At 70.2% G+C, this 20330-nt stretch carries 18 protein-coding genes; 11 read left to right on the top strand and 7 right to left on the bottom strand.

Translation table 11 applies throughout. The features are described 5' to 3' along the window. Positions 1-75: 75 nt before the first annotated feature. The gene (locus ABD785_RS30040) at positions 76-360 is read right to left on the bottom strand and encodes a LysM peptidoglycan-binding domain-containing protein (protein ID WP_344835132.1); all 285 of its coding nucleotides are present in this window, start codon (positions 358-360) and stop codon (positions 76-78) included. Between the two features lie 191 nt (positions 361-551). Between ABD785_RS30040 and lexA the strand changes: the two genes are divergently transcribed. Next, complete coding sequence (gene lexA / locus ABD785_RS30035) at positions 552-1223, top strand: transcriptional repressor LexA (protein WP_344835131.1); 672 nt, start codon at positions 552-554, stop codon at positions 1221-1223. Between the two features lie 54 nt (positions 1224-1277). On the opposite strand, the gene ABD785_RS30030 is transcribed toward lexA, so the two are convergent. Both ABD785_RS30030 and leuS read right to left on the bottom strand, forming a co-directional pair. Next, on the bottom strand, positions 1278-1985 hold the full coding sequence (locus tag ABD785_RS30030) for a nucleotidyltransferase family protein (protein ID WP_344835130.1): 708 nt from the start codon (positions 1983-1985) through the stop codon (positions 1278-1280). 118 nt (positions 1986-2103) lie between these two features. Next, positions 2104-4602 (bottom strand): leucine--tRNA ligase, encoded by a 2499-nt coding sequence (gene leuS / locus ABD785_RS30025; protein ID WP_344835128.1) that lies wholly within the window; start codon positions 4600-4602, stop codon positions 2104-2106. A gap of 248 nt (positions 4603-4850) precedes the next feature. Between leuS and ABD785_RS30020 the strand changes: the two genes are divergently transcribed. The 7 genes from ABD785_RS30020 (at position 4851) to ABD785_RS29990 (ending at position 12202) form a co-directional block, all read left to right on the top strand. Further along, positions 4851-6395 (top strand): long-chain-fatty-acid--CoA ligase, encoded by a 1545-nt coding sequence (locus ABD785_RS30020; protein WP_344835126.1) that lies wholly within the window; start codon positions 4851-4853, stop codon positions 6393-6395. 14 nt (positions 6396-6409) lie between these two features. Next, the gene (locus ABD785_RS30015; protein WP_344835125.1) at positions 6410-8890 is read left to right on the top strand and encodes an NACHT domain-containing protein; all 2481 of its coding nucleotides are present in this window, start codon (positions 6410-6412) and stop codon (positions 8888-8890) included. Positions 8891-9063: 173 nt separating this feature from the next. Further along, positions 9064-9870, top strand: coding sequence for an SAM-dependent methyltransferase (locus ABD785_RS30010; RefSeq protein ID WP_344835124.1), 807 nt, complete (start codon positions 9064-9066; stop codon positions 9868-9870). Further along, positions 9870-11039: a cytochrome P450 family protein gene (locus ABD785_RS30005; RefSeq protein WP_344835123.1), complete on the top strand. Its 1170-nt coding sequence runs from the start codon at positions 9870-9872 to the stop codon at positions 11037-11039. Before ABD785_RS30010 ends, ABD785_RS30005 begins: the two co-directional genes overlap by 1 nt. 118 nt (positions 11040-11157) lie before the next feature. Next, the gene (locus ABD785_RS30000) at positions 11158-11493 is read left to right on the top strand and encodes an MmcQ/YjbR family DNA-binding protein (protein WP_344835122.1); all 336 of its coding nucleotides are present in this window, start codon (positions 11158-11160) and stop codon (positions 11491-11493) included. 12 nt (positions 11494-11505) lie between these two features. Further along, positions 11506-11862, top strand: coding sequence for a YciI family protein (locus ABD785_RS29995; protein ID WP_344835120.1), 357 nt, complete (start codon positions 11506-11508; stop codon positions 11860-11862). A gap of 142 nt (positions 11863-12004) precedes the next feature. Then, positions 12005-12202: a hypothetical protein gene (locus ABD785_RS29990; protein WP_344835118.1), complete on the top strand. Its 198-nt coding sequence runs from the start codon at positions 12005-12007 to the stop codon at positions 12200-12202. 6 nt (positions 12203-12208) lie between these two features. On the opposite strand, the gene ABD785_RS29985 is transcribed toward ABD785_RS29990, so the two are convergent. The 3 genes from ABD785_RS29985 to ABD785_RS29975 form a co-directional block, all read right to left on the bottom strand. Next, positions 12209-12865 (bottom strand): hypothetical protein, encoded by a 657-nt coding sequence (locus ABD785_RS29985; RefSeq protein ID WP_344835117.1) that lies wholly within the window; start codon positions 12863-12865, stop codon positions 12209-12211. Positions 12866-13061: 196 nt separating this feature from the next. After that, positions 13062-14612, bottom strand: a complete 1551-nt coding sequence (locus tag ABD785_RS29980) for a GMC family oxidoreductase (protein ID WP_344835116.1) — start codon at positions 14610-14612, stop codon at positions 13062-13064. Between the two features lie 131 nt (positions 14613-14743). Continuing rightward, positions 14744-16105, bottom strand: coding sequence for an aspartate aminotransferase family protein (locus ABD785_RS29975; RefSeq protein ID WP_344835114.1), 1362 nt, complete (start codon positions 16103-16105; stop codon positions 14744-14746). Positions 16106-16274: 169 nt separating this feature from the next. Here ABD785_RS29975 and ABD785_RS29970 point away from each other — a divergent pair, with 169 nt between their 5' ends. From ABD785_RS29970 to ABD785_RS29960, 3 genes are all read left to right on the top strand, one after another. Then, complete coding sequence (locus ABD785_RS29970; RefSeq protein WP_344835112.1) at positions 16275-17141, top strand: alpha/beta fold hydrolase; 867 nt, start codon at positions 16275-16277, stop codon at positions 17139-17141. A 67-nt stretch (positions 17142-17208) separates the two neighbouring features. Beyond that, complete coding sequence (locus ABD785_RS29965) at positions 17209-18600, top strand: MptA/MptB family glycosyltransferase (RefSeq protein ID WP_344835111.1); 1392 nt, start codon at positions 17209-17211, stop codon at positions 18598-18600. After that, complete coding sequence (locus ABD785_RS29960) at positions 18597-19415, top strand: class I SAM-dependent methyltransferase (protein WP_344835109.1); 819 nt, start codon at positions 18597-18599, stop codon at positions 19413-19415. Before ABD785_RS29965 ends, ABD785_RS29960 begins: the two co-directional genes overlap by 4 nt. A 7-nt stretch (positions 19416-19422) precedes the next feature. Here ABD785_RS29960 and ABD785_RS29955 read toward each other — a convergent pair whose 3' ends face one another. Next, positions 19423-20271: an undecaprenyl-diphosphate phosphatase gene (locus ABD785_RS29955; RefSeq protein ID WP_344835300.1), complete on the bottom strand. Its 849-nt coding sequence runs from the start codon at positions 20269-20271 to the stop codon at positions 19423-19425. Between the last annotated feature and the right edge of the window lie 59 nt (positions 20272-20330).

The following is a 20330-nucleotide window of genomic DNA, read 5'->3' as shown; positions in this document are numbered from 1 at the left end:
GTCCCGGCCATAGACGCCCGTCACACGCGCCCCCTTCGGCGTGTCGGACGAGGCACCTGACGGAGAGTGCGGAATTCAGGGGAGGACGAGCCGCTGCCCGGGCTCCACGACGACGCCGGACAGATGGTTCAGGTCGACGATCCGGGCCACCACGAGCCTCGGGTCCTTGCGGGGCTCGGCCGCGACCGCGATGTCCCACAGCGTGTCCCCCGGCTCCACCACGACGCTCTCGCGCGCGCTCGAGGGCCCGCCCGCGAACGCCGCCCGGCCACCCACCCCCAGCCCCAGGACGGCCAGGGCCGCGAAGGCCACCACGACGATCCGTCCCCGCCGGGTCAGCCTGATCGGCTCTCTGCTCATGCCACCCACCTCACACCAGGTCTTCGAATAGCTTTTCGATAGAACGGATGTACGATGTTCTAGCGCATGAGGGGAACAGAACACCAGTACCAATCTCGAACAATTGTTTGATCATTCGGCCGGGAGACGATAACGTTCTGTGTTGCACAAGACACCAGAGCTGCAAACACGAGACAGGAGGCGAAGGCGCCATGAGCAAGGTCTCGGAGACGCCTGACGGACCCCTGGACGAAAGCGGCCTCACCCAGCGCCAGCGGATGGTGCTCGAGGTGATCCGGGACTCGGTCCAGCGGCGGGGCTACCCGCCGTCGATGCGGGAGATCGGCGAGGCCGTCGGGCTGACCAGCACGTCCAGTGTGTCCCACCAGCTGCGCACGCTGCAGCGAAAGGGCTATCTCCGGCGCGATCCGAACCGTCCGCGCGCCGTCGAGGTGCGGGGGCCCGCGGGGACGCGCCCTGTGGTCAGCGATGACTACGCCGAAGGGCCGACCCCGGCTTACGTGCCGCTCGTCGGGCGGATCGCGGCCGGTGGCCCGATCCTCGCCGAGGAGTCGGTGGAAGACATCTTCACCCTGCCCAAGCAGCTGATCGGCGAGGGCGAGCACTACCTCCTGAAGGTCCAGGGCGACTCGATGATCGAGGCCGCCATCGCCGACGGCGACTGGGTCGTCGTCCGGCAGCAGCCCGACGCCGACAACGGCGACATCGTCGCCGCGATGATCGACGGCGAGGCCACGGTCAAGACCTTCAAGCGCAAGGACGGCCATGTGTGGCTGATGCCGCAGAACGCCGCCTACGACCCGATCCCGGGTGACGAGTCCAGCGTGCTCGGCAAGGTCGTCGCGGTTCTCCGCAAGATCTGACGCCTCCTGCCCCCGTGATCGCCGCGCGTCACGGGGGCGGGATCGCACCGAAGGTCAGGCGGCCCAGCCGAGATCGCGGATCTCGCGGTTGGCCTCCTTGAGGTCCTTGGCATTGTCGATGCCGCGCCAGTAGCCGTCGATCTCGAAGGCGCCGAGCAGCCCCTCCTCCGCGAGACGGGGGAACGTGGCGGTCTCGTGGTCGCCCAGGTCCGGCAGCAGCGCGGCGGCCTCCGGCTCGAAGAGATAGACCCCGGCGTTCACCCAGTGCGGCAGCACGGGTGCCTCGCGGAAGCGCTCGATCCGCCCGCCGGGCGCGAGATCGACGATCCCGTAGGGCGACTTCAGCTCGGTGACGCCGATCGTGGCGAGCGCGCCGGAAGCGGCGTGGCGGGCCTCGAGGCCCGCGAGCGGGAAGCGGGTGACGATGTCGCCGTTGAGCCCGATCCAGCGTTCTCCGGGGAACGGGAGCGACCGGGCGGCGTGCTTGAGGCCGCCGCCCCGGCCGAGCGGCCTGTCCTCGACCACGACCGTCACCGCGAGCGGGAGCGCGCGCTCCATGACATGTCTCCTGAGGACCTCGGCGAGGTAGCCGCAGGAGACGACGGCGTGCTCCACGCCCTCGCTCGCCAGCCACTCCACCTGGTGCTCGAAGATCGGCTTGCCGCCGACGTCGACCAGGGCCTTGGGCACCCGGTCGGTGTAGGGCCTGAGCCGGGTGGCGTTGCCCCCGGCCAGGATCACGGCCTGCCTCACACGCGTCACGCTGGTTCCTCCTCGTTGCGGGTGGAACCAGCGTGACGCGTGAAAGTTACGCCAGAATGACCAGAGGCTGACGCTTTGTTACGAAGGCCCTGGTCAGGACGCCCGGGTCAGCACCCGGTCAGACGACGATGTTGACGATCTTCGGCGCCTTGACGATCACCTTCCGCACCGGACGTCCGGCGATGTCGGCCTGGACCTTCTCGCTCGCCAGCGCCAGCGCCTCCAGGTCCCCCGCGGAGATCTCCGGGGAGACCTCCAGCCGGTCACGGACCTTGCCCAGCACCTGCACGACACAGGTGACCGAGTCCTGGACCAGCAGCGCGGGATCGGCGACCGGCCACTGCACCCGGGCGATGGAGCCCTCGTGACCCAGCGCCTCCCAGCCCTCCTCGGTGACGTACGGGCTGATGATCGACAGCATGATCGCCAGCGCCTCGGCGGCCTCGCGCACGGCCGGGTCGCCCGCGCCGGGGCCGGAGTCGATCGCCTTGCGGGCGGCCGAGGTCAGCTCCATCATGCGGGCGATCGCGACGTTGAACCGGTAGCCGTCGACCAGCTTGGTCACCTCGGCGACCGTCTTGTGGGTGAAGCGGCGCAGGTCCAGATCACCGGAGGCGAAGTCCACGCCGGGCGCGCTGCTCACCTCGGTCATGATCCGGTGGGCACGGGCCAGGAACTTCAGCGACGCGGCCGGCGACATGTCGGCCCAGTCGATGTCCTCCTCGGGCGGACCGGCGAACAGCATCGTCAGCCGGACGGCGTCGACGCCGAACTCGTCGATCTGCTTGCCCAGGTCGACCCCGTTGCCCAGCGACTTCGACATCGCCTTGCCCTGGTTGATCACCTGGCCCTGGTTCAGCAGCCGGGTGAACGGCTCGACGAAGTCGATCATGCCCAGGTCGTGGATCACCTTGGTGAAGAACCGGCAGTACAGCAGGTGCATGACGGCGTGTTCCTTGCCGCCGATGTACTGGCCGGCGGGCATCCACCGGCGGACCTGCTCGGGGTCGAACGGGCCCGCGGTGTAGCCGGGCGAGGTGTAGCGGAAGAAGTACCAGGACGAGTCGACGAAGGTGTCCATCGTGTCGGTGTCGCGCTTGGCGTCGGCTCCGCACGAGGGGCACTTGACGTTGACCCACTCCTCGACCCCGGCCAGCGGGGACACGCCCTTGGGCGCCAGCGCCTCGCCGCGCACGCCCTCGGGCAGCCTGACCGGCAGGTCCTCGTCCGGGACCGCGACCTCACCGCAGGACGGGCAGTGGATGATCGGGATCGGGGTGCCCCAGAACCGCTGGCGGGACAGCAGCCAGTCGCGCAGGCGGAAGTTGACCGTGCCGTGGCCCAGGTCCTTCTCCTCCAGCACTTCGATGATCTTGGAGATGGCCTCGGTCTTGCTCAGGCCGTCCAGGGGGCCGGAGTTGATCAGCCGGCCCTCGCCGGGGGTGGCGGTGCCGGTCTCGGCCGGGTCGGCCGCACCGGTCTCCAGGACGACCCGAACGGGCAGGTCGAAGGTCTTGGCGAAGTCCAGGTCGCGCTGGTCGTGCGCCGGGACGGCCATGATCGCGCCATGCCCGTAGTCGGCCAGGACGTAGTCGGCGGCCCAGACGGGGATCCGCTCGCCGTTGACCGGGTTGACCGCGTGGACGCCCAGGAAGACGCCGGTCTTCTCCTTCTCCGTGGACAGCCGGTCGATGTCGGTCAGCTTGGCGACCTCGGCCTTGTAGGCCTCCAGCGCCGGACGCCGCTCGTCGGTGACGATCCGGTCGGCCAGCGCGGCGTCGGCGGCCACGACGAAGAACGTGGCGCCGTACAGGGTGTCGGGCCTGGTCGTGTAGACCGTGACGGCCCCGTGCCCCTCGATCTCGAAGGTGACGTCGGCGCCCTCGGACCGCCCGATCCAGTTGCGCTGCATGGTCAGGATCGGCTCGGGCCAGCCGCTCAGCTGGTCCATGTCGTCCAGCAGCCGCTGGGCGTAGTCAGTGATCTTGAAGTACCACTGGGTCAGCTCGCGCCGGATCACGACCGCACCGCAGCGCTCGCACTGCCCGGCGACGACCTGCTCGTTGGCCAGCACGGTCTGGTCGTTGGGGCACCAGTTGACCAGGCCGCCCTTGCGGTAGGCCAGGCCGCGCTCGAAGAACCGGGTGAACAGCCACTGGTTCCACTTGTAGTAGTCGGGGTCGCTGGTGTGCAGCCTGCGGGTCCAGTCGAAGGAGATCCCGTAGCGGCGGAAGGAGTTGGCCTGGGTCTCGATGTTGGCGTAGGTCCACTCGGCGGGGTGGGCGTTGCGCTTGATCGCCGCGTTCTCGGCGGGCAGGCCGAAGGAGTCCCAGCCGATGGGGTGCAGGACGTTGTGGCCCTGGTGGAACCAGTAGCGGGCGACGACGTCGCCGATCGCGAAGACCTCGCCGTGCCCCATGTGCAGGTCACCGGACGGATAGGGGAACATGTCCAGCATGTAGCGGCGTTCGCGCGGGTCCGCGGGATCGTCACTGGCCACGAAGGTGCCGAGTTCCTCCCAGCGGGCCTGCCACTTCTCCTGGACGGCTGCCGGGTCGTACGTCTGCTCGTCTTCGCTCACTGCTGGTTCCTCTGTGGGGTCCGGAATGGGCTGCATCAATGCAAAAGCCCCTCACACAGGGAGGGGCTGCCGTACTGATGCTTCGTGATCAGTACGGCGGGCTGAGAAGCAGCCTCGATCGCATACCCCAAGCCTAGCGCACAAGCAAGCGCGACGAGCTTGCCAGTGCCAACTGGCAAGTTTTATGTTCGCCCTACTAGAGGTTGATCTTGTGTTGGGCTTGGATGTGGTTACCCGTAAGTAAACTCCACCCATATGCCCCAGGCGCGAGAAGAGGAAACTCCATGCTCAACCTGTCCGTGCTGATCGAAGACGCCGCCCGCGAAACCCCGGATCGGGACGCGCTCGTCTTCGGGGACATGCGTCTGTCGTATTCCTTCGTCAACACGGTCGCGAACCAGGTGGCCAACCTCCTGGTGTCGCGGGGCATCCAGCCGGGCGACAAGGTCGCCATCTCGTGTCCGAACCTCCCGTACTTCCCGATGATCTACTTCGGCATCCTCAAGGCCGGAGCGGTCGTGGTCCCGCTGAACGTGCTGCTCAAGCCGCGCGAGGTCGCCTACCACCTCGGCGACTCCGACGCCAAGGCGCTGTTCTGCTTCGAGGGCACCCCCGAGCTCCCCATCGGCGAGGTCGGGCACGCCGGCTACCAGCAGGCCGACGGCTGCGAGCACTTCTTCCTCCTCCCCGCCTCCCTCGCGACCACCGAGTCGCCGATCGAGGGCGCGGAGCTGTTCTGGGCCGCCCTCGGCGGCCAGCCGGGCACGTTCGAGCCGGTGCTCACCGAGGCGACCGACACCGCGGTCGTCCTCTACACCTCGGGCACCACCGGCCAGCCCAAGGGCGCCGAGCTCTCGCACGGCAACCTGCTGAGCAACGCGATGGTCTCCGACACCCTCTTCCAGCGGACCCTGCACGACACCTTCCTGGTGACGCTGCCGCTGTTCCACATCTTCGGCCAGACCTGCGTGATGAACGTCGGGATCTACCGGCGGGCCACGCTGGTCCTGGTGCCGCGCTTCGAGCCGAAGGCCGCCGTCGAGCTGATGGTGAAGGAGAAGGTCAACCAGTTCGCGGGCGTCCCGACCATGTACTGGGCGCTGCTGACCGACGACACCGCCGAGTCCGACATCGCCGCCATCCGCGACAACCTGCGGGTCGCGGTCTCCGGCGGCGCGGCCCTGCCGCTCGAGGTCCTGAAGGGCATCAAGGCCAAGTTCGACGTCGACATCCTCGAGGGCTACGGGCTCTCGGAGACCTCTCCGGTCGCGGCCTTCAACCGTCCCGACCGCGACACCAAGGCGGGCTCGGTCGGCCTGCCGGTGTGGGGCGTCGAGCTCAAGCTGATCGACGACGAGTGGAAGACCGTCGAGGGCGAGGGCCCCGGCGAGATCGCCATCCGCGGCCACAACGTCATGAAGGGCTACTACAAGCGGCCCGAGGCGACCGCCGAGGCGATCAAGGACGGCTGGTTCCGCACCGGCGACCTCGCCACCCGCGACTCCGAGGGCTACTACTTCATCGTCGACCGGTCCAAGGACATGATCATCCGCGGCGGCTTCAACGTGTACCCGCGCGAGATCGAGGAGGTCCTGATGACCCATCCGGCCGTCTCCCTGGCCGCGGTCGTCGGCGTCCCGCACGACACCCACGGCGAGGAGGTCAAGGCGTACGTCATCAGGACGCCCGGCGACACCACCACCGAGGAGGAGCTCGTGGCCTGGGGCAAGGAGCAGTTCGCCTCCTACAAGTACCCGCGGCTCGTCGAGTTCCGCGAGGCCCTGCCGATGACCGCCACCGGAAAGATCCTCAAGCGCGAACTCCGGTAGTCCATAGTGGGGTGATGCCGAAAGGTACCCCCGCGAACCGGCTCGGCCCCGCACTGCTCGCCCTGGCCGTCATCGGACCCCCGGTGGCGGCCGGCGCCTCGCTCTGGGACGCCCTGCGCGCGCATCCCGTCCAGTTCGTCCTGGGCCTGGTGGTCTACGAGATCGTCGTGTTCGTCCTGGCCGTCACCGGAACGGCCTTCACCAGGGCGCAGAAGAGCTGGGGCGAGTCCCTCGGCACGGCCCTGGACGGCGCCGTCCGCCGCGGGCTGTCGCGCTACGGCCGGCACTACCGGCGCTATCTGATCCAGGAGAACACCGACCTCGATCTCAAGGGCCTGTCGACGGTCGGCCAGTACGCCCTCCCCCTCGACACGGTCTTCGTCGACCTCGGCCTCGCCCCGCGGCCCGCGCACGAGGCCTCCGACGCGGTCGTGTCCGCGGCTCCCCCCGCCGCCACCGCGGAACGCTCGACGATCTGGGAGCTGCTGCGCGCCCGCGAGCCGCTGGCCGTGATCGGCGCTCCGGGCGGCGGGAAGTCCACGCTGCTCCGCCATGTGACGCTGGTCCTGGCCAGGGGCGGGCGCTCCGCGCGCAGGATCGGCGCCCCGCGCGACCGCGTCCCCGTCCTGCTCCAGATCCGCAAAGTCGCGCCGGCCATCGTCGGGAACCCGTCGATCTCGCTGCCGGACGTCATCCGCGGCTCGCTCCAGACCTCGCGCGGGGAGCCGCCCCGCTGGTTCGACCGGCAGCTGGACGGCGGCCGCTGCGTCGTCATGCTGGACGGCCTGGACGAGGTCGCGACCCAGGCGGACCGCCGCGCGGTCGTCGACTGGGTGGACCGGCAGATCGCGACCCATCCGCGGAACGTCTTCGTCGTCACCTCCCGCCCCTACGGCTACCGCGGCCACCCGCTGAGGTCGGCGACAGTCGTGCAGGTCAGGCCGTTCACCCGGCAGCAGATCGCCCGGTTCCTGGCGACCTGGTACCTGGCGAGCCTGCGCCGCAGCGCGGGCCGGACCGACGAGTCGATCGAGCGGCACGCCCGCGAGGACTCCGACGACCTGCTGTCCCGGCTGCGCGGCAATCCCGAACTGCTCGACCTCGCCGCCAACCCGCTCATCCTCACGATGATCGCCAACGTGCACCGCTACCGGGGCGCGCTGCCGGGCGGCCGGGGCGACCTCTACAAGGAGATCAGCGAGGTCCTGCTGGTCAAGCGGCAGGAGGCCAAAGGCATGGTCGTGGAGATGACCATCTCCCAGAAGCAGTCGGTGCTCCAGCGGCTCGCGTTCCGGATGATGACCGACGAGGTCGGCGAGCTCCCCCTGGACGACGCCGCCGACGCCATCGCGGGCGAGCTCCTGCGGGTCCGCCCCGACGCCGACCCCTACGAGTTCATCACGGAGATCGAGCAGGGCAGCGGGATGCTCCAGGAGCCCGAGAGCGGCGTCTACGCCTTCGCCCACCTCACCTTCCAGGAGTACCTCGCCTCGGTGCATCTGCGGGAGCGGGGCGAGGCCGCCTTCCTCGCCGGCAAGGTCGACCGCGGCTGGTGGCGGGAGACGACACGGCTGTTCGCGAGCCAGGCGGACGTGTCGCCGATCGTCCGGGCGTGCATCGACGCCGCCGAGCCGCGCCTGACCTTCGCGGCCGAGCTCGCCAGGGAGGCCCGCCAGCTCGATCCCTCGATCCGCGCCGAGCTGGCCGGCCTCCTCGCGCCGAGCGGCGACACCACGACCGGGCGCTGGCGCGCCGCGGTCACGGCGGACCTGGTGCGGAAGGCCGCCGAGGTCGTCACGGTCGCGGAGGAGCTGGCGGTGCTGCCCGCCCCCGTCTCGGTCGCCGCGTACCGGCTGTTCCTCCAGAGCCCCGACGGCCGGGACCGCCATCCCGACCACTGGCCCGCGGACCGGCGCACCGCCACCCTGGCCGGGGAGGAGGAGGCCGCCGAGCCGATCCTCGGCATGCGCCGCCAGGACGCCGTCGAGTACGCGAGGTTCGCCGGAAGCCTGCTGCCCGGCGGCTGGACCTACCGCCTCCCGCGGGTCGACGAGGCGCGGCGGATCCACGCCGGGCTCGGTCTCGACCTGCTGACCGGCCTGTGGTGCGAGGACTCCCACGAGCCCTGGGGCGGCAAGGAGAGCGCCATCACCGCCGTGCTCAACGGGCAGAACCGCGAGGGCTTCCCCGACACGACCGAGATCGAGTTCGGACGGGTGCTGCACGGTTTCGGCGTCATCAACCAGATGGACCTCGACCGGCTCACCGAGCCGCCCGAGGTGGCCGTCCGGCTCGCCGCCCTCGGCCGGCGGCTCCCCTCCCCCGAAGAACGCGGGGAACTGCGCCGGACGGCCGCCGAACAGCTCCTCTCGGCGGGCACCGACACGTCCGTGAACCAGGCCCGCTGGACGACCTGGACCGAACTGTGCGTCTGGGAGGAACGGATCGCCGGTGCCCTCCAGCCTCGGGAGGCCATCGTCCTGGTCAGGGAGTGACGACGCGGAGCCTTTCCACCTTTTCGACACGGAGGCGCACAGGCGTCAAATGGTTGAAAAATCAATTTTCAAGCGGCCGACGGCCGCAAAAGCACGCGCCCGGCGGCAATGAAAGGTGCCGATTTGCGGTCCTTACCCCTAGCATGTGAGTAGTTCACATCGGGGAGGGTTCTGTGGCGGAGAGGGCACCTTCGTGGGTGAGTGACCCCCACATTCCGAGTGTCGCCCGGATGTACGACTACTACCTGGGCGGGAAGGACAACTTCGCCGCCGATCGCGAGGTCGGCGACCGGGTGCTCGCTGCGATGCCGTATGTGCGCGCGTTCACCAGGGCCAACCGGGTTTTCCTGGCGCGGGCGGTGACGCTGGCCGCCGAGGACGGGGTGCGGCAGTTCCTCGACATCGGGTCCGGCCTGCCGACGCAGGAGAACACCCACGAGGTGGCGCAGCGCAACGACCCCGACGCGCGGGTCGTCTACGTCGACCGGGATCCGATCGTCATCACGCACGCTCGGGCTCTGCTCGAGGGCAACGGCCAGACCTCCGTGGTGCAGGGCGACCTGCTCGACATCCGGCGGATCCTCGACGATCCCGGCGTACTCGAACGCATCGACTTCACCCGGCCCGTCGCGGTGCTCCTCCTGGCGATCCTGCATTTCGTGGCCCGCGACGAGGACGTCCTGGAGATCCTCTCGGTCCTGCGGTCGCGGATGGTCTCCGGCAGCTACCTCGTCCTGTCGCACGGGCACGCCGGCGACGTCGGCGAGGAGCTCGAGGCGGAGGTGCGCAGCGCCTACGAGAAGACCAGCGCGGGCGACATCATCCCCCGCCCCTACGCGCAGGTGCTCACCTACTTCGACGGCCTGGAGCTCGTCGACCCCGGGCTCGTGCCGGTCGAGTTCTGGCGGGCCGGGGACTCCCACGAAGACCACGACCTGTCCAGAGCCGGATTCCTCGGCGCTGTCGCGAAGGTGCCTTGATGCTGCCCACCGGGTTCTTTTTCAGCGAAGAGTTCAGCCGCGACCCCTACGCCGTGTACGCGGAGCTGCGCAAGCACGGGCCCGTCCACGCCGTGGACTTCCCGCCGGGCGCCACCGCCTTCCTGGTCGTCGACCACGAGCACGCGAAGGCCGCGCTGAACGACCCGCGGCTGTCGAAGGACTCGCGGAACAGCGAGGTGCCCGTCCCGGCCGAGCTGTTCTTCGGCGACACGATGCTCGGCGCCGATCCGCCCGACCACACCCGGCTGCGCGGCGCGGTGTCGAGGGCGTTCACGGCGCGGCGGGTCGAGGAGCTGCGGCCGCGCGTCCAGGAGATCACCGACGAGCTGCTCGACGGGCTCGGGACCGACGCCGACCTCATCGAGGAGTTCGCCGTCCCGCTGCCCATCCGGGTGATCTGCGAGCTGCTGGGCGTTCCCGCGGAGGACCAGCCGAGCTTCCGGGCCTGGACGGCGGTCCTCACCGTCCCCGCCCTCGGCCGGGAGGCGCGTGAGCGCAGGCGGACCGCGGCCGGCGAGTTCAACGCCTACCTGAGCGAGATCTTCGCCGAGCGGCGGGCCACTCCCGCCGACGACCTGATCAGCGCCCTGCTCACCGACGGGACGCTAAGCGAGCCCGAGCTCCTCAACACCATCGCCCTGCTGATCATCGCGGGGCACGAGACGACCGTGAACCTGATCGGCAACGGGGTCCTGGCCCTGCTCACCCATCCCGGCCAGCTGAAACTGCTGCGCGACCGGCCGGAGCTGCTGCCGTCGGCCGTCGAGGAGCTCCTGCGCTACGACGGGCCGCTCGAGCGCGCCAGCCAGCGCATCGCCCTGGAGGATCTGGAGATCGCGGGGACCCCGGTGCCGAAGGGCGCCTGGGTGCACGTCTCGCTGGCGGCCACCCACCGTGACCCGGCGGCCCACGACTTCCCCGACGAGCTCGACATCGCCCGCAGGCAACCGCGCCACCTCGCCTTCGGCCACGGCCTCCACTTCTGCCTCGGCGCGCCGCTGGCCAGGCTCGAGGGGCAGATCGCCTTCGGATCCCTGCTCGACCGCTTTCCCCACCTGGCCCTGTCCGTCTCCGCCGAGGAGCTGGTCTGGCATCGGGGCGGATCGATCGTCCGGGGACTCACGCGCCTGCCGGTCCGCCTGCACTGAGCGGGCGTTGCCGCACCGGTGATGATCATGCCGTGGTCCGCCCCGGCCGGAGCGACGGGGGTCACGGCGGCCGTGGTCGACCCGCCGAACTGTCGGTGCCGTTTCCTATGCTCGGGCCATGGCCACCGTCCAAGGTGTGCGGGAGCTGGCGCTGAGCCTGCCGCGCACGCACGAAGCGCTCGTCCACGACCGCGTGAAGTTCCGGGTGGGCCGGATCGTCTACCTGGCCTTCTCCCGCGATGAGACGATCATGGGCTTCGCCTTCCCCAGGGAGGAGCGCGCCTCGCTCGTCGCGTCCCGGCCCGCCGTCTTCCATCTGCCCCGGCCCTCGGAGCTCCGCTACAACTGGGTCCAGGCGCATCTGGCCGCCCTCGGCGAGAGCGAGACCCGCGAGCTGGTCGTCGAGGCCTGGCGGATGGCCGTCCCCCAGAAGGTCTCCCGTACCGTCCCCTGAGAGCCTGGTCTCATGAAGTACCTGATGATGATCTACGGCAACACCGAGAAGTGGTCCTCGCTCCCGCAGGAGGAATGGAAAGCGCTCACCGAGAAGGTCGACGCCTACAGCCGTCCGCTGCTGGAGTCCGGCGAGATGCTGAGCGGCTTCGGCCTGGCCGACGCCGACAGAGCCCGCGTCGTCCGCTCGCGGCCGGGCGGCACCATCGTCACCGACGGCCCCTACCTGGAGACCAAGGAGTACATGGCCAGCGGCTATCTGCTCGACGTCGCCTCCGAGGCCCGCGCCCTGGAGATCGCCGCCACCCACCCCTACGCCGCGGAGGAGTCCATCGAACTCTGGCCGATCGAACACGAGGCCCGCGCCTGAGGGTGCCCGGGGCCTCACCGGGGGGTGAGGTCCTCCGGCCCTCCGTGGCCATGGCGGCGCCGTTCCGCTGAGCGCACGCTTGACTACACAGAGCAACTAGTTGCCGCTCCCTATGTCATCCGAGCGTTCTGAGGAGTCCGCCATGAAGCATCCGGGCGCGATCGTCCTGGCCATCATCCTGACCCTCGGCGGGAGCTTCGTGCTCACCACGGACAGGCCGTCCCTCGCCGCGCCCCTCGGATACTGCGCCGGGGCGCAGAGGGCTCCGGCGTCCGAGGCGCGGCGCGTCCGCGTCGCGGCCGTCGCCGAGGCCCGGGGGCTTCCGGGAAGGTGCTGGTAGCGGGGCTCAGTCCCGGCCCATGAAGCGGGCGGGGACGAGCGCCTTGGCCGGAACGAGCCCCTTGGTGGGGACGAGCGCCCGGGAGGGAGAGAAGGCCTCCGGGGAGGCGAAGGTCTGCGCCGTGGCCATCGTGGCCACCGGCGTGGAGGCCTGGGCCGCGGTGAAGACCGAGGCGGGGAACTCGCGGCCGCCGTCGGACAGGCCGACCGGCCGCGCGATCCGCACGAGGGCCGGCAGGACGGCCAGAAGCACCAGGACGATCCCGGCGGCGAGCTGGTAGCGTCCGGCCAGCTCCAAGCCCCGGTCCGCGGCGGCGGACCCCTTGCCGACCATGAAGAAGCAGATGAATCCGGCGGCGGAACCGGTGAGGTAGCCCGTCGCGAGCATCCCGGCCGTGATCTTCCAGCCCCTCCCGGTCCACAGGCCGTACAGGGCGATTCCCGCGGCGATGATCAGCGCCACCGCGGAGATCAGGCCCAGCGAGATCAGCAGGCCCATCAGGAGCTCCGGAGGGTCACCCTCCGTCGAGCGCCCGACCCTCGACTGGGGCCGCCCGCTGAACAGGGAGGCCAGGGAGACCGCCCCCATCCCCGCGGCCGGCCACAGCATCAGCCCGGACGCGGTCAAGCGGGCGATCCGCGCCATCACCGGTGTCTTCTCCACGGACCCTCCATTCCTCGGACTTCGAACTTCTCACCTCACCCAAAGTAGGCGCCTCTTCACCAAGCGAACCTCCCGAAACCTCATTCCCGACCACATGAGGCACCAAGGAATGGAAAAACGCCAATTGATTCCCCGCTCCGGGTAAAAGGTCACGTCCGGGTACGGTCCGGTCCAGAGCCGGTACAACCCCCTGGAATCAGGGGTTCTTGATGAGGTCGGCGGCCTTTTCGCCGATCATGACGCTGGGGGCGTGGGTGTGGCCGCGGTTGATGCGCGGCATGATCGAGGCGTCGGCGACGCGGAGGCCCGCGATGCCCCGGACCCGGAGGTCGGGATCGACGACGGAGGTCTCGGCGGTGCCCATGTGGCAGGTGCCGACAGGGTGGTAGAGGGTCTCGCTGTTCGCCCTGACGTGCTGTTCGAGGGCGTCCTCGTCGGCGTCGCCTGGGTAGGGGGCGTAGGGCTCGCCCACGTAGTCCTTCATCGCGGCGCTGGCCAGGAGCTTCTCTGCCGCGTGCATGCCGAACAGCAGGCGCTTCAGATCGGACTCGCCGGTCAGGTAGGCGGGTTCGAGGACCGGGTGGACGGCCGCGTCGGCCGAGGCCAGGGTGATCCGGCCGATGCTGTCGGGCTGGAGCAGCACGACCCCGACGGTCACGCCCTCGCCCGTCGGCTCGTCGAGGCCGTGGTTGACGAAGGGGCCGGGGGCGAAGATCAGCTCAAGGTCGGGCGCCTCGAGAGCCGGGTCGCTCTTGAGGAAGACGACCGCCTCACCGACGTTCGTCGAGAACGGGCCCTTCTTGAACAGCAGGTACTTCGCGAGGTTCAGCGGGTTGTCCGCCCCGGACAGCGTCACCTTCTGCGGGCACTGCCGCATGACGCCCACCGACAGGTGGTCCTCCAGGTGCTCGCCGACCTGCGGGGCGGCGTGCACCAGATCGATGCCGTGCTCGGCCAGCAGGTCGGGGGCTCCGATGCCCGACAGCATGAGGAGCTGGGGCGAGCCGATCGCCCCCGCGCTGAGGATCACCTCGCGGCGGGCGTCGATCTCCTGCGAGCCCGCCAGGACACCCGTGGCCCGTCCGTCCTCGACCAGCACCTTGCTGACCTGCTTGTCGGTGATCACGGTCAGGTTGGGACGGCTCAGGTTCGGCTTCAGATAGGCGTCGTGGGCGCTCCAGCGACGGCCCTTCTTCTGGGTGACCGGAGTGATCGAGAAGCCCTCGTTGGTGGGACCGTTCAGCTCGTCGAGCCTGGTGTAGCCCAGTTCCTCGCAGGCCTTGAGGAAGGCGAGGGTGGTGACGTTCGGAGAGCGCTGCTCCTCGACGTGCAGCGGCCCGTCCGTGCCGTAGACGCCGCCGGTGTTGGACCCGATCCGCTTCTCGGCCTTCTGGAAGTAGGGCAGGACCTCGTCATAGGACCAGCCGGGCACCTCCCAGCCGTCGTAGTCCTCCCTGACGCCCCGCACCCACATCATGGCGTTGATGCTGGAGGAGCCGCCCAGGACCCGTCCGCGCGGCCAGTACAGCTCGCGTCCGGCCAGCTCGGCCTGCTTGGACGTGGTGTAGTTCCAGTCGTAGGCCGTCTTGAAGACCTTGGGGAACGCCGCGGGGATGTGGATCTCCATCTTCTTGTCCGGCCCGCCCGCCTCGATCAGCGCGACCGTCACCCCCGGATCCTCCGACAGGCGTGCCGCCAGCACGCACCCCGCCGACCCCGCTCCGACGATGACGTAGTCGTACTCCACGGCGCGCTCCTCCGGAATGAATGACTGGTCACCCGGACTAAACACCCGCGATAGATCTCTTGTCCAGCAGCAGAACCGGCAAAGCGCGCGCGGAGGAGGCCGGTAACGGTCCCGGCCTCCTCCACGGTCGATCAGATCTTGGTCCAGGCCTCGCTCAGCACGCCCCGGAGCTTCTGCTCGATCTCGTCGAAGATCGCCTGGTCGGCGATCAGCGGCGGCGAGAGCTGGACGACGGGGTCGCCCCGGTCGTCGGCGCGGCAGTACAGCCCGGCCTCGAACAGCGCCTTGGACAGGAAGCCGCGCAGCAGGCGCTCGGACTCGTCGTCGTTGAAGGTCTCCTTGGTGACCTTGTCCTTGACGAGCTCGATGCCGTAGAAGAACCCGTCGCCGCGGACGTCGCCGACGATCGGCAGGTCGAGCAGCTTCTCGAGGGTGGAGCGGAAGGCCCCCTCGTTGCGCCGCACGTGGCCGAGCAGGTCCTCGCGGTCGAACAGGTCGAGGTTGGCCAGCGCGACCGCGGCCGAGACGGGGTGCCCGCCGAAGGTGTAGCCGTGGGCGAACATCGTGTCGCCGTGCTTGAACGGCTCGAACAGCCGGTCGTGCACGAGCATCGCACCGAGCGGCGAGTAGCCCGAGGTCAGGCCCTTGGCCGAGGTGATGATGTCGGGGACGTAGTCGAACTTCTGCCCGCCGAACATCGTGCCCAGCCGCCCGTAGGCGCAGATGACCTCGTCGGAGACCATCAGCACGTCGTACTTGTCGCAGATCTCGCGGACGCGCTGGAAGTACCCCGGCGGCGGCGGGAAGCAGCCGCCGGCGTTCTGGACCGGCTCGAGGAAGATCGCGGCGACGGTGTCGGGACCCTCGAAGATGATCGCCTCTTCGATCCGGTTCGCCGCCCACTGGCCGAAGGCGTACTCGTCGTCGGCGTGGTACTCGGCACGGTAGAAGTTCGTGTTCGGCACCCGGAAGGTGGACGGCACGAGCGGCTCGTACGGGGCCTTGAACGCCGGGATGCCGGTGATCGACAGCGCGCCGTGCGGGGTGCCGTGGTAGGCGACCTGGCGGCCGATGACCTTGTGCTTGGTGGGCTTGCCGACCAGCTTGAAGTACTGCTTGGCCAGCTTCCACGCCGACTCGACGGCCTCGCCGCCGCCGGTGGTGAAGAAGACCCGGTTGATGTCGCCGGGCGCCTCGTTCGCCAGCCGCTCGGCGAGCTCGATCGACTTGGGGTGGGCGTACGACCACAGCGGGAAGAACGCCAGCTCGGCGGCCTGCTTGGCGGCGGCCTCGGCGAGCTCCTGGCGGCCGTGCCCGGCCTGCACCACGAACAGGCCGGCGAGGCCGTCCAGGTACTGCTTGCCCTTGTCGTCGTAGATGTAGGCGCCGTCCCCTCGGACGATCACCGGCACCTCGCCGCCGTTCTCGTAGGTCGAGTGGCGGGTGAAGTGCATCCAGAGGTTGTCCCGGGCTGCTGCTTGCAGGTCGGTCATCACGTCTTCCTCGACTTAATCCGTGGCCGTATTCAAAGATGAGTACGGATTCACGTGTCAGATTACCTAGGAACGACGATATCCGAAGGTCATGGTGATGCGCGACCCGAAACCGGATACCGAATGACGTTCTGGTCATCCCGGACGGTCCGGAGTAGCGTCGGGCGGCATGGACGAGATCATGACGATCAAGGCGAACGGGCTCGAGTTCGGCTACCTCTCGGCCGGGTCGCCGACCGGCCCGCTGGCCCTGCTCCTGCACGGTTTCCCCGACACCCCGCACACCTGGCGGCATCTGATGCCCGCCCTGGCCGAGGCCGGATATCGCGTGGTGGCGCCCTACATGCGAGGGTATGCCCCCACCTCCGTGCCGTCCGACGGGGCCTACCAGACCGGCGCCCTGGCCTCCGACGCCAACGCGCTGCACGAGGCGCTCGGCGGCGGCCCCGACTCTGTGATCATCGGCCATGACTGGGGCGCCGCGACGACCTACGGGGCCACCAACGCCGAGCCCGGACGCTGGCGCAAAGCGGTCACCCTGGCGCTGCCGCCCGTCTCGGCCCTGCTGTCCGGATTCCTGACCTACGATCAGCTCAAGCGCTCCTTCTACATCTTCGTCTTCCAGACGCCGCTGGCCGAGCTGGCGCTCAACGAGCAGTTCCTGGCCTCCCTGTGGCGCGACTGGTCTCCCGGGCACACCGAGGACCTCACCCCGGTCTTCGACGCGATCCTCCGCTCCCCCGAGAACACCGGCGCCGCGCTCGGCTACTACCGGGCCATGCTCGACACGTCGCGGCACCAGTCCGCCTACGCCGAACGCCAGGCGGCCACCGAGACACCCGGTACCGTCCCGACCCTCTACCTGCACGGGGCCGACGACGGCTGCCTGGCCGCCGACGCCATCGGTCTCGACGCCCTGCCCGACCACCTACCGCCGGGCTCGCGCGCCGACCTCGTCCCCCGCTCCGGGCACTTCCTCCAGGTCGAGCGGCCCGCCGAGGTCAACGCCGCGATCCTGGAGTGGCTCGCCCCCTGATCCATCCGTCATCCGCGGGAGAGGTCACGGCCACCGGCCCTCCACCTCGGCGCCCTACGGTCGGACGGTGGCCCTCCTCCTCGCCCTGAGCGTCGCCCTGATGCTCCTCGCCGGTCTCCTCGGCCCCTCGGCCACCCTCCCCGAGGGCGACTGGCCGGTGCGCCTGGGCGACCCCGGCGACCTTCCCGTGATCGCGCTCCTGTGGTCGTCGCTGCTGCTCGGCCTGGGTGGAACCCTGCTGGGGCTGCGCCGCGCCGGGCCGGAGCCGGGGAGCGGGACGGCGCGCGGGCTCTTCCTGTTCGGGACGGCCTCCGCCGTGGTGCTGGCCCTGGTGCCTCCGCTCGGGTCGACCGACCTGATGGACTACGCGACCTACGGCCGGCTCGCGGTGCTCGGGCACAATCCGCACGAGTGGACGCCCGCCGACCTCCGCTCGCTCGGCGATCCCGTCGCGCTGCTGTCCTCGGAGGCCTGGCGGAACACCCCGTCGGTCTACGGTCCCGTGGCGACGGCCGTCCAGTGGGGGGCGGCCCTGCTGGGCGGGGGCTCGGCCGCGGCGATCGTCCTCGTGCTGAAACTCGTCAACGCGCTGTCGTTCGTGGCGGCGGGGGCGGTCCTGACCCGGCTGACCTCCCCCGTGCGCGCCCATCTGCTGTGGACGGCCAACCCGCTGATGCTCTGGGCGGTCTGCGCGGGAGGTCATCTCGACGGCCTCGCCACCGCCGCGGCCATCGGCTTCCTCTACCTGCTGCTGCGCGGGCATCCGCTGGTCGCCGGGGTCCTGCTCGGCTGCGCGAGCGCGGTCAAGGCTCCCTTCGCGCTCTTCGCCTCCGCCGCGCTCGTCACCCCGGGACGGCGCTGCCCGGACGCAGGGCCGGTGGCCGTGGGCGCGGCGGCGGTGCTCCTCGCCGGGTACGCGGCCGTCGGGACCGCCGCGGTCCGCGCGCTGGCCGAACGGGGCGGCACCTGGTCGTTCCTGTCACCGTGGCTCCAGCTCAACCGGTGGGTGCCGGTCGGCTCCTGGCTGCCGTGGGCGGCCGCGGCGCTGCTGGCCTGGGTGTTCCTGCGCGGCCTCCCCGACGGTCCGAGGGAGGTCCGGACGGTCCTGGCCCTCGCGCTGGCCTGGGTGCTGACGACGCCGATCTACCACCCCTGGTACGACGTGATGCTGTTCGGAGCGCTGGCGATCATGCCCGCCTCCCGGCTCGACACCGTGCTGGCGCTGCGCGGGACCGCCACGGCCCTGTGCGTGCTGCCGGGGGTGCGGCTGTCCTCGCCCTGGTTGTCCGACGCCGGGAACAGCGCGTCGACCTCGGTTCCCCTGGTCCTGCTCGCCTTCACGCTGCTGGTGGCCGTCATGGCCGGGCGCGGGGCGTTCGGCGCCGCTCCGGTTCCCCTGCCGCCTCCCGGTGCGCCCCTGGAGCCCGCGGGCGCCGGACTGCGACAATCCGGCACATGAAGCCCGAGGAAGTGAAAGCGGCCGAAGCGAAAGCGGCGGTGGCGGCGGTGTTCGACCGCTCGGCCGGAACCTACGAGCAGACCGGGCCCCGGTTCTTCGCCCCGATGGGACGGGCGCTGGCCGGCCGGGCCGGCATCGCGCCGGGCGACCGGGTCCTGGACGTCGGCTGCGGCCGGGGGCACGTCCTGCGGCCCGCGGCCGAGGCGGCGGGTCCCGGCGGGACGGTCATCGGCACCGATCTCGCACCGGGCATGGTCGCGGGCGCCGCGGAAGCGGTCGCGGACCTGCCGTGGGCCTCGACCCGGCTGGGCGACGCCGCGGCGCCCGACTTCCCCGACGCCTCCTTCGACGTCGTCCTCGCCGGGCTGGTGATCTTCTTTCTGCCCTCGCCCGAGGACGCCCTCGCGGAGTACCGGCGGGTGCTTCGTCCCGGCGGCAGGCTCGCCTTCAGCACGTTCGGGCGGCAGGATCCGGTGTTCGAGGCCGCGGTCAAGGCCATCGCCGCGTTCGCTCCCCCGGGTGGCGGCGAGCGTCCCGTGGACCGCTTCCGCGATCCGGCCTCGATCAGGGAGCTCCTGGCCGGCTGGGACGTCCAGGAGATCACGGACGTCACCGTCGAGACGCGCTTCACCGGCACCGGCCAGTGGTGGGACTGGCTGTGGTCGCACGGCATGCGGGCCCTGCTGGAGCAGCTACCCGAGGAGCGTCTCCCCGAGGCCAGGGCCGCCGCCTTCGAAGCGGTCGCACCGGCCCTCACCTCCGAGGGCGGCCTGGTGATCCACACCGATCTGCGGATCACCACGGCGACGCCGTGAGACCGGCTCAGGCGTCGATCGTCCCGGCGCCGAGCAGGGCGAACAGCAGGATGCCGATCACGATGCGGTAGACGATGAACGCGCCGAGCGTGTGCTTGGCGACGTAGCGGAGCAGCCACGCGATCGAGGCGTAGGCGACCAGGAACGACACGATCGTGCCGACCGCCAGCGGGACCGCGCCGACCTCGCCGCCGACCGCGTCCTTCAGCTCGTAGATCCCGGCGCCGGTCAGCGCCGGGATCGACAGGAAGAACGACAGGCGCGTCGCGGCGACCCGGTCGAGGCCGCGGAACAGGCCGAACGAGAGCGTCGCGCCCGAGCGGGAGAAGCCGGGGAACAGCAGCGCGAGGATCTGCGAGGAACCGACGATCATCGCGTCGGCGAAGGTGATGTCGGCCTCGCCGCGCTTGAGCGTGGCCACCCGGTCGGCGTACCACATCACGCCGGAGCCGACGATCAGCGAGGCGGCGACCACCCACAGAGAGGCCAGCGGCCCGGTGATCAGCGGCTTGGCCGCCAGGCCGACCGCGACGATCGGGATCGTCGCGAAGATCACCCACCAGGCGAACTTGGCGTCGCGGGTCTGCTCGACACGCTCCCCTCCCCTGCTGAGGAGGGCGGGCAGGCCCTGCGCCCAGGCCACGGCGAAGCGCAGGATGTCCTTGAAGAAGTAGACGAGCACCGCCGCGATCGCCCCGACCTGGATCACCGCGCTGAAACCGACCACCGAGTCGTCGTCGACGGGGATGCCCATCAGCCCTTCGACGATCTTCAGATGCCCGGTCGAGGAGATCGGCAGGAACTCCGTGATCCCCTCGACGACGCCCAGCACCACGGCCTGGCCCACATTGATCACGCTCAACCCGGCGATCCCCTCTAAAGACACGGCAGAGAGGCCGCCCTTAACGGACGGCC

It is taken from the genome of Actinocorallia longicatena, assembly GCF_039534125.1.
Lineage (GTDB): Bacteria > Actinomycetota > Actinomycetes > Streptosporangiales > Streptosporangiaceae > Actinocorallia > Actinocorallia longicatena.
Note: the sequence above shows the minus strand (reverse complement) of the source record. Positions and strands in the feature narration are given on the sequence as shown.

What these genes read in the sequence shown, in the direction of transcription:
- ABD785_RS29990 (WP_344835118.1), top strand. Translation starts at nt 12,005, where the DNA reads ATGAAGCATCCGGGCGCGATCGTCCTGGCCATCATCCTGACCCTCGGC.
- ABD785_RS29975 (WP_344835114.1), bottom strand. Translation starts at nt 16,105, where the DNA reads ATGACCGACCTGCAAGCAGCAGCCCGGGACAACCTCTGGATGCACTTC.
- ABD785_RS30000 (WP_344835122.1), top strand. Translation starts at nt 11,158, where the DNA reads ATGGCCACCGTCCAAGGTGTGCGGGAGCTGGCGCTGAGCCTGCCGCGC.
- ABD785_RS30020 (WP_344835126.1), top strand. Translation starts at nt 4,851, where the DNA reads ATGCTCAACCTGTCCGTGCTGATCGAAGACGCCGCCCGCGAAACCCCG.
- ABD785_RS29995 (WP_344835120.1), top strand. Translation starts at nt 11,506, where the DNA reads ATGAAGTACCTGATGATGATCTACGGCAACACCGAGAAGTGGTCCTCG.
- ABD785_RS30005 (WP_344835123.1), top strand. Translation starts at nt 9,870, where the DNA reads ATGCTGCCCACCGGGTTCTTTTTCAGCGAAGAGTTCAGCCGCGACCCC.
- ABD785_RS29960 (WP_344835109.1), top strand. Translation starts at nt 18,597, where the DNA reads ATGAAGCCCGAGGAAGTGAAAGCGGCCGAAGCGAAAGCGGCGGTGGCG.
- lexA (WP_344835131.1), top strand. Translation starts at nt 552, where the DNA reads ATGAGCAAGGTCTCGGAGACGCCTGACGGACCCCTGGACGAAAGCGGC.
- leuS (WP_344835128.1), bottom strand. Translation starts at nt 4,602, where the DNA reads ATGCAGCCCATTCCGGACCCCACAGAGGAACCAGCAGTGAGCGAAGAC.
- ABD785_RS29970 (WP_344835112.1), top strand. Translation starts at nt 16,275, where the DNA reads ATGGACGAGATCATGACGATCAAGGCGAACGGGCTCGAGTTCGGCTAC.
- ABD785_RS30015 (WP_344835125.1), top strand. Translation starts at nt 6,410, where the DNA reads ATGCCGAAAGGTACCCCCGCGAACCGGCTCGGCCCCGCACTGCTCGCC.
- ABD785_RS30040 (WP_344835132.1), bottom strand. Translation starts at nt 360, where the DNA reads ATGAGCAGAGAGCCGATCAGGCTGACCCGGCGGGGACGGATCGTCGTG.